This is a genomic window from Lacihabitans sp. LS3-19 (assembly GCF_024343575.1).
Lineage (GTDB): Bacteria > Bacteroidota > Bacteroidia > Cytophagales > Spirosomataceae > Leadbetterella.
Map to the genome: position 1 here is coordinate 375,605 of NZ_RJUA01000002.1, position 6,000 is coordinate 381,604.

Below are 6,000 nucleotides of genomic sequence, written 5' to 3' on the forward strand. Positions count from 1 at the left end.
CATGAAATTTAAGGAATATTGATCGTTTTTACAAAGAATAGTTTAGTTTATGGAGTAAAAATGGTATATTTTAAGTTTTGTAATTAAACAATTTATACTAGCTGCATTTTGGCAACTTTAGGGTCCACAATCGCTATATCGTGTTCAAAATCTAGTTTTATTCTCCACTTTTGCATCGTAGCAGCACCTATTATTGCGTCTTCACTCAATCCCGGTATCACCAAAAACTCGTCAGATAATAAAACATCATTCATATAAAAATCTAGACTTACTCTTTGAGAAACTTCAATAAAGTGCCCTTCCGCTGCTGTTGCTATCTTTCTTACTCTGCCTAAAGAAACAGGCGTTTCTAAGTCAGCTAACATATCAGGATTTATGCAAGAAAGATTTGCTCCAGAGTCGTATAATGTATAAATATGTTTTTCGCCAATTGAACCGGCAAATAACAATGGTTGCTTGATTATTGACATAAATAAATATTTTTTGTAAATCTATAAAATTGTTTTGAGATTTCTTTATTTGAAAATTGATATATCTAAATACGAAATGGTTTTTAAAGCGAATTCTTTTATAAAACGGGTGTCAAATTTTTTAAAAATAGTTTTTAAACCACTACTTCTTAAAATTCAAAATATTTAAATGCTTTTTACAAAAATCATATTCTTTAGGTTCGTTGCTTGATACCAATACTATTTTGTTGTTTAATGCATTCAATACTTGTTTCTGATACCATTCAAAGCCTTTTTGGTCAAGGTTAGCAGTGGGTTCATCTAAAAGAATGATTTCGTTTTGGCTGTAAAATGACAAACCCAATTTAAGTTTTTGACGCATGCCTGAGGAAAAATTCTTGATTGGCTTGTTGCTGTGATTTTCTAATTCAATAATCTGAAGGAATTCTTCAGTTGAAAGCCCATTGATAAATGGCTTAAATTTTACGTGGAAATTTACAGTTTCTTGAAGCGTGAATTCTTCAATAAGTTCGAGATAAGGTGAAGAAAAGGAGAGGAGTTTGTGCCAGCTTTCTTCTGGAATTTCTATTGTATGTTCAAAATATCTAACAAAACCCTCATTAACAGGTATCATGCCAGCAATTGCCTGCATAAGGGTAGATTTTCCCGAGCCATTTGGTCCTATGATGGCAATTGGCTCATTTTTACTGAATTCAAAACTTAAATTTCTGAAAATCCACTCGTTTTTGAATTTCTTGCCAATATTTTCAAGGGAAATATTCGTCAAACTTAATCTACGTTTTTAGAAGTTCCAGATTTTATAATTCCTCTTTCTGAGTTTCTGATGAAATTGATGATTTCGTCTCTTTCTGCAGTTGCGGCCAATTCAATTTCAATTTTGTCAATTGCCGCTGAATTGTTTAATCCAGAAAGATAGATTATTCTATATATATCTTGTATTTCTTCGATTTTTTCACTCGAAAACCCTCTTCTTCTTAATCCGATAGAATTTACTCCAGCATAGGATAATGGTTCTCTTGCAGCTTTTAAGAATGGTGGTACGTCTTTTCTTACCAATGAGCCGCCAGCAACCATGGCATGAGGGCCAATGTTTACAAATTGATGTACTGCACTTGTGCCTCCTACAAAAACGAAGTCGCCAAGATTAATATGCCCAGCAAGCTGAACACCGTTTGCCAATATGACATTGTTGCCAACTATACAATCGTGAGCAATGTGTACATAGGCCATAATCAAGCAGTTAGCACCTACAACGGTTTTGTTTTTATCTACAGTTCCTCTGTTTATAGTAACACATTCCCTAATTACAGTATTATCGCCTATTTCAGCAGTGGAATATTCACCTTTAAATTTCAAATCTTGTGGTTCTGCTGAAATCACCGCTCCTGGATAAATTTTGCAGTTTTTACCAATTCTAGCACCAGGAAATATGGTAACGTTTGGTCCTATCCAAGTACCTTCACCTATTTCGACGTCATTTTGGATGGTTACAAAAGGCTCAATCACAACGTTTTGAGCAATTTTGGCACCTGGATGTACATAAGCCAATGGCTGATTCATAGAATAATAGTTTTAATTATCTGAGCTTTCCTAAACCTCGAAAAGCTCAAGTTGTGTGCCCTATTAAAGGCAAATTATATTAATATATGTAATTATATATATTCGATTGGTAAATTTAAAAATTAACAATAAAAGAGCTTTTGGCGTTCGATTATCGTATTTTTTAATTGCTTTTTAACCTTTTTTTAAACTGCTTTTTTTACCAATCTAGCTGTCATGTCCACTGAACATACCATATTTTTACCTACCCAAGCTTCTCCATGCATTTTTGCAACGCCCATTCTGATAGGAGCCAAAAGTGAGCATCTTATTACTAACGAGTCTCCTGGTAAAACATTTTTGTAGAACCTACAATTTTCTATTCCAACTAAATATGGCCAGTATTTTTCAGGTTCTCCCGTCGAAGTTAATACCAAAACACCGCCTGTTTGAGCTATAGCCTCAACTTGTAAAACCCCAGGCATAACTGGGTTGTCAGGAAAATGACCCGTAAACTGAGGCTCATTCATTGTTATGTTTTTGATACCTACCACAGTTGTTCCATCCAAAGACATTATTTTATCCACCAATTGGAAAGGATAACGGTGCGGTAAAAGCTTCGCTATATCTAATACGTTGAAAACAGGCTCGGCGTTGGCATCGAAATAAGGAGCCGCACTTGAAGTGGCTGCAATTTGTTTTTTAATCAGTTTTGCTAACTCCACATTTGAGGCATGACCTGGTCTTGCAGCCAATATATGGGCTTTTATCGGTCGACCAATTAAGGCCAAGTCACCCATGAGGTCTAGTAATTTGTGTCTAGCAGGTTCGTTATGGAACTTCAGCTTCTCGTCATTCATTATGCCTGCTTTTCCTTCACTTTCTACTTTCTTGTCTAATAATTTTGAAAGTTCATCAATTCTTTCTTGGCTCAAATCTGTTTCAGCTATTACAACGGCATTGCTCAAGTCACCGCCTTTTATTAGACCTTGTTTGGCCAAATGCTCTAGCTCATGCACAAAAACAAAGGTACGGCAAGGAGCAATATGCTCTTTATATAAACCGATTTCATGCAATTGGGCATGTTGGCTATGTAAAACTTTAGAGTTGAAGTCAACCATTACAGTTAATCTGTAATCGTCCAGTGGTAATGCCGCTAATTCTATGCTCTTATCTTCATTTTTAAAATGAACTGCCTCAGGAACTGAAAAATAATTTCTAAGTGCATTTTGTTCAATAGGGCCAGCTTTTTCAATTAATTCTAAAAATGGTAAAGCCGAACCATCCAAAATAGGGAGTTCTGGACCATCAAGTTCTATTAAAACATTGTCTATTTGTAAACCTGCCAATGCTGACATTAAATGTTCTATGGTCCCAACTTTACCACCATCTTTTTCTAAAACCGTACTTCTGCTGGTGTCTACTACGTAGTCAACCAAAGCAGGAATCAGCGGTTTGTTTTCTAAATCTATTCTTTGGAACACAATACCGTGATTGATAGCGGCAGGTTTAAGCGTAACACTTACAAACTCACCCGAATGCAAGCCTTTGCCCGCAATCGCTACTGTTTCATTAATGGTATGTTGTTTTAAATTCATATGTTTATTTCTTTAAATTATCATTCAGCCTTCGCAAATTCACCAAAAGTTTCAAGTGATCTTTAATAGGCAATAGAGGTCTTCCAGAATAGGCTCCTTTGGGCTCGTTTATATTTTTTCCAACACCACTTTGGGCTCCAATCTGAGTGCCGTCGGCAATTTTTAAGTGGCCAGCAAAGCCTACCTGACCTCCAATAATACAAGATTTGCCGATTTTTGTAGAACCAGCTACGCCTGTTTGAGCTGCAATCACGGTATTTTCTCCTACTTCTACATTATGGCCAATTTGTACCAAATTGTCAATCTTTACACCTTTACATATTTTTGTAGAACCCATTGTTGCTCTATCTATCGTTGCATTGGCACCAATACTTACATTGTTTTCTATGATTACATTTCCAAGCTGAGGTACATCTTGATAGATGCCGTCTTCGTTAGGCACAAAACCAAAACCATCGGCTCCAATCACAGCATTAGCATGAATTATGCAATCACTTCCTATTTCGCAATTTTCGTAAATTTTGACACCAGTATATAGTATAGTATTATCTCCTATTTTTACATTTTTACCAATAAAAACCTGAGGATGAATCTGAACATTTTGACCAACTTCAACATTTTGTGAAATAAAACTAAATGCACCTACAAAACAATTAACACCAAGTTTTGCATTTTCTGCAATGGATGCTTGTTCACTTATTCCTCCAGCTATTTTAGAAGTGATTTTTTTATATTCTGCCATTAAACTACTAATAGCTAAATAAGGGTCGTCTACTTTAATTAAACTACTTGTAAAAGATTGTTTTGGCTCAAAGGATTTAGATACTAAAACGGCAGTCGATTGTGTAGAATATAGGAAATTTTCATATTTTAGGTTGGCTAAAAATGAAATACAGCCCTCAGATCCCTCTTCTATTTTTGCAAAATTGTTGATTTTGGCCTCGCCATTTCCTACCACTTCACCACCTAAAAGAAGAGCAATTTGATTTATAGAAAACTCCATTTATTTTATTTAAAATGAGATATATGGCCACTAAATTGACGGTAAATATACGTCATTGGCATAACAAATATAATTTTTTTTGACAATATTACTCATAGCCTTGATGGTCGGCAAGTCCGATGCCTCTGAAACGTCCAATATTGTCCCATTTTTCATGAGAATTTTTATATTTTCGTTTTGAGAAGCATATCCACTGTTGCTTATATTACCTATTTTATAGTAGTATTTTTGGAGAGATTTTGGAATGTTTTTATTGTGTAATTTTTCTAGAAATCCTCTCTCTATTTCTTCTGTATTTAGGCCCACTTCGATTTTTATTTTGAAGAGATTTCGCTCTATCAAATTTTTGCAAAGCAAAGAAAGCGTTTGGTCACTGTGGGATTGCCATGATTTTAATGCATACCATATATCTGTATCGTCTAATTGAATGAAATTCTGCAAATACTTATTATCGTTTTTGAAATCATCCAAACTTATATTTTCCTTAATAAATACTTCCAGATTTCTTGGGATTTCAATTGTAATTCCATCGGCTATTAGGTCTTTTACCCTTTCGAAAATCTTCAAAACCATAGTTTCGGAACAAATCGAAGTTTTATGAAGATATACTTGCCAATACATTAGCCTTCTAGCTACCAAGAAGTTCTCGACACTTAGGAGTCCTTTTTCTTCAACAACCAACTCATTATCAACTACATTTAGCATTTTTATGATTCTTTCTGCTCCGATTTTTCCTTCAGCCACGCCCGAATAAAAACTATCTCTATTTAGATAATCCATCCTGTCCATGTCTAACTGGCTAGAAATCAATTGATGAAAAAAACTTCTATTATAGGTTCCTTTAAACATTTCAATTGCCAAGCTTAATTTTCCATCAAATTGCTTGTTTAGGTCTTCCATTAATAATAAGGAAATGGCTTCATGATTGACACCTTTCAGTAAAGCATATTCTAAAACATGTGAAAAAGGGCCATGGCCAATATCGTGCAAAAGAATCGCCACTTGTGCAGCTTCTTTTTCAACTTCCATAATTAGCAAACCTTTGCTTTGCAAAGTATTCAGAGCCTCATTCATTAAGTGCATAGCTCCTAATGCGTGCTGAAACCTCGAATGAAAGGCCCCTGGATAAACCAATTCCGCCATACCCAATTGTTTTATCCTACGAAGTCTTTGAAAATATGGATGTTGTACTATTTCAAATATAAAATCCGAAGGTATAGTTATGAAACCATAAACTGGATCATTGAATATTTTGCGTTTGTTTGTCAAAATAGATTAAAATGTTTTGGAGAAAATTTACAGTACAAAGTTCTAAAAAAAAGGGGAAATTAAGGCATTAACTTTTACCTTAACTTTATTAATAAAAAAAAACTCTTCAAATTTGAAGAGG

At 34.6% G+C, this 6,000-nt stretch carries 6 protein-coding genes; all 6 read right to left on the reverse strand.

Going from position 1 to position 6,000, the window contains the following annotated elements; translation table 11 throughout:
* Nucleotides 1-92 precede the first annotated feature (92 nt).
* The 6 genes from EGI22_RS03965 to EGI22_RS03990 all read right to left on the reverse strand — a co-directional run bounded on the left by EGI22_RS03965 (nucleotide 93) and on the right by EGI22_RS03990 (nucleotide 5,879).
* Nucleotides 93-470 (reverse strand): hypothetical protein, encoded by a 378-nt coding sequence (locus EGI22_RS03965; protein WP_255066560.1) that lies wholly within the window; start codon nucleotides 468-470, stop codon nucleotides 93-95.
* A 142-nt stretch (nucleotides 471-612) separates the two neighbouring features.
* Nucleotides 613-1,236, reverse strand: a complete 624-nt coding sequence (locus EGI22_RS03970; protein ID WP_255066561.1) for an ATP-binding cassette domain-containing protein — start codon at nucleotides 1,234-1,236, stop codon at nucleotides 613-615.
* 2 nt (nucleotides 1,237-1,238) lie between these two features.
* The gene (lpxA, locus tag EGI22_RS03975; RefSeq protein WP_255066562.1) at nucleotides 1,239-2,030 is read right to left on the reverse strand and encodes an acyl-ACP--UDP-N-acetylglucosamine O-acyltransferase; all 792 of its coding nucleotides are present in this window, start codon (nucleotides 2,028-2,030) and stop codon (nucleotides 1,239-1,241) included.
* Between the two features lie 185 nt (nucleotides 2,031-2,215).
* Entirely contained in the window at nucleotides 2,216-3,607 is a 1,392-nt protein-coding gene (locus EGI22_RS03980) for a bifunctional UDP-3-O-[3-hydroxymyristoyl] N-acetylglucosamine deacetylase/3-hydroxyacyl-ACP dehydratase (protein ID WP_255066563.1), read from the reverse strand.
* 4 nt (nucleotides 3,608-3,611) lie between these two features.
* Nucleotides 3,612-4,610 (reverse strand): UDP-3-O-(3-hydroxymyristoyl)glucosamine N-acyltransferase, encoded by a 999-nt coding sequence (gene lpxD / locus EGI22_RS03985; RefSeq protein WP_255066564.1) that lies wholly within the window; start codon nucleotides 4,608-4,610, stop codon nucleotides 3,612-3,614.
* A 30-nt stretch (nucleotides 4,611-4,640) separates the two neighbouring features.
* Nucleotides 4,641-5,879 carry an HD domain-containing protein gene (locus EGI22_RS03990; RefSeq protein WP_255066565.1) on the reverse strand — a complete coding sequence of 413 codons (1,239 nt, stop codon included), beginning with the start codon at nucleotides 5,877-5,879 and terminating at the stop codon, nucleotides 4,641-4,643.
* Nucleotides 5,880-6,000 lie beyond the last annotated feature (121 nt).